Source organism: Embleya sp. NPDC005575 (genome assembly GCF_040605455.1).
In the GTDB taxonomy this organism is placed as follows: domain Bacteria; phylum Actinomycetota; class Actinomycetes; order Streptomycetales; family Streptomycetaceae; genus Embleya.
This window is the reverse complement of sequence record NZ_JBEXCV010000335.1, coordinates 1-1,899: the sequence shown is the minus strand read 5'-3', so window position 1 is coordinate 1,899 and position 1,899 is coordinate 1. Positions and strand designations below refer to the sequence as shown.

1 protein-coding gene is annotated in these 1,899 nt (G+C 74.6%); it reads left to right on the top strand.

What is annotated here, in order from left to right; translation table 11 throughout:
- Nucleotides 1-143 precede the first annotated feature (143 nt).
- A partial coding sequence (locus tag ABZS54_RS42835; RefSeq protein ID WP_355548854.1) for a PIG-L family deacetylase occupies nt 144-1,899 on the top strand: 1,756 nt, incomplete at its 3' end.

The window sequence follows — 1,899 nt, the reverse complement described above, 5'->3', positions numbered from 1 at the left end:
CGCACGGGCGGGCTGACCGCGGCGCGATCGGGCGCGTGCGCCGTGCGGGCCGCGTCGGGTGTGCCGGGTGCGGGTCGCGGTCGCCGAACGGCGATGATGTGGCGGTCCGCCCGCGATGGCAGAGCAGAAGGGCCCCCGCCGACATGGCGATGATCCCCGGCACCGGCAAATTCACCATGGTGGTCGGCATCCTGGCGATCGGCTTCGCGCTCACGGTGGTGAAGGTGACCGGGCCCTACGGGTCGCCCCCCTATCACGCGCCGACGCTGGCGATCGGGATCGAGACCCTGGCGCCGCGGCCCGGCACGACCGGTGCGGTGATGCAGGTGGTCGCGCATCAGGACGACGACCTCTACTTCATGAACCCCGACGTCGACCGGGCGGTGCGCACGGGCACGGACAGCGTGACCGTCTTCCTCGCCGCCGGTGAGGCGGACGGACGCAACGGCCCCGGCGGGCGCCCGGATTCGCAGGCGTACGCGGCAGCGCGCAACAACGGCTCGCGCGCCGCGTACGCGTTCATGGCGCTGGGGGACCGCGCGGCGCGCTGGGAGCGACACAGCGTGCGGTTGCGCGATGGCGCGCACGCCGAGCTCGACCACCTGGTGGACGCCCCGAACATCAAGCTCGTGTTTTTCAACACGCGCAAGGAGGAGGGCATCGGCGCGCACGGGCGGCTGCGCACGCTGTGGAACGGCACCGAACGCGAACTCGACACGCTGGCCGCCCGGGACGAGCCGGCCGGCGGGCCCTACACGTACACCAGGGACGGCCTGATCGACTCGCTCGCGGACCTGATGCGGGCCCAGACGCCGAGCGTGGTGCGCACGCTCGACCCGGACCCCGATCAACAGCGGCACGACGAAGCACACCCCGTGCACGCGGACAACGGCGGCGTCTCGGACCACCAGGACCACACCGCCGTCGCGCAGTTCACCTGGGAGGCGCTGCGCCGGTACAACGCCGCGCGGCCGGCCGCCGGCGTGGCGGCGATCGCCTACCGGGGCTACTACAACGAGCGCTGGCCGCACAATCTCGCGCCGGCGGCCCGCGAGCGCAAGGACGAGATCACCCGGGTGTACGGCTGGACAGACCGGGTGCACCACTGCCCGGGACGGGTGGACTGCGGCGACCTCAAGGTGCGCGACACTGCCGCTCGGACCAACTGGCCGCAGAGCACCACGTATCGCTTTCCGGACGCCGGTCCCCGGCCGGTGCTCGGCGCGGACGGCCGGCTGACCGCGTGGGCCGTGCTCGGCGGCGGGGTCACCCGGTGGACCCAGGAGGGCATCGGCGCCGCGACCTGGTCCTCGGCGCAGTCGATGCCCGGTCCCGGCGACGGCGAACTCGCCCCGGGAATAGCCGCGGTGCGCACGGAGGATGGCCGGATCACGGTGTTCGCGCTGCGGATCGGCGGCGCCCGGCGCTCCGATCGGGACCGGTTCGAGATCGTCACCGCGACCGAGGTGACGCCCGGCGGCGCATTGGGTCCGTGGCGGGGGCTGGGCGGTCCGGGCGACGGCGAACGCGGCCCGGGCACACCGGTGGTCCAAGCCGACGGCTCGGGTGGGCTGCACCTGTTCGTGCGCAACCGGGACAAGGGGCTGAGCACCCGCTTCCGGTCGGCCGGTAGCGATGTGTGGTCGGCCTGGCGGGACCTCGGCGGCGGCGAGATCGTCGAGGGGCCGAGCGCGGTGACCCGACCGGACGGCCGGGTGTCCGTCTTCGGCACGGCCCGCGAGGGCATCCGGTACTGGGACTTCGCCGGCGACCGGTCGGGGCCGCCCGGCACGATCGCGGCCGAGCGGCCGGTGGGTCCGCCCGCGGCGTCGGTGGGCGCCGACGGCCGGGTGAGCGTCGCCTACCGGCGGGCCGGCACGGCGGAGATCGCGACTGCGG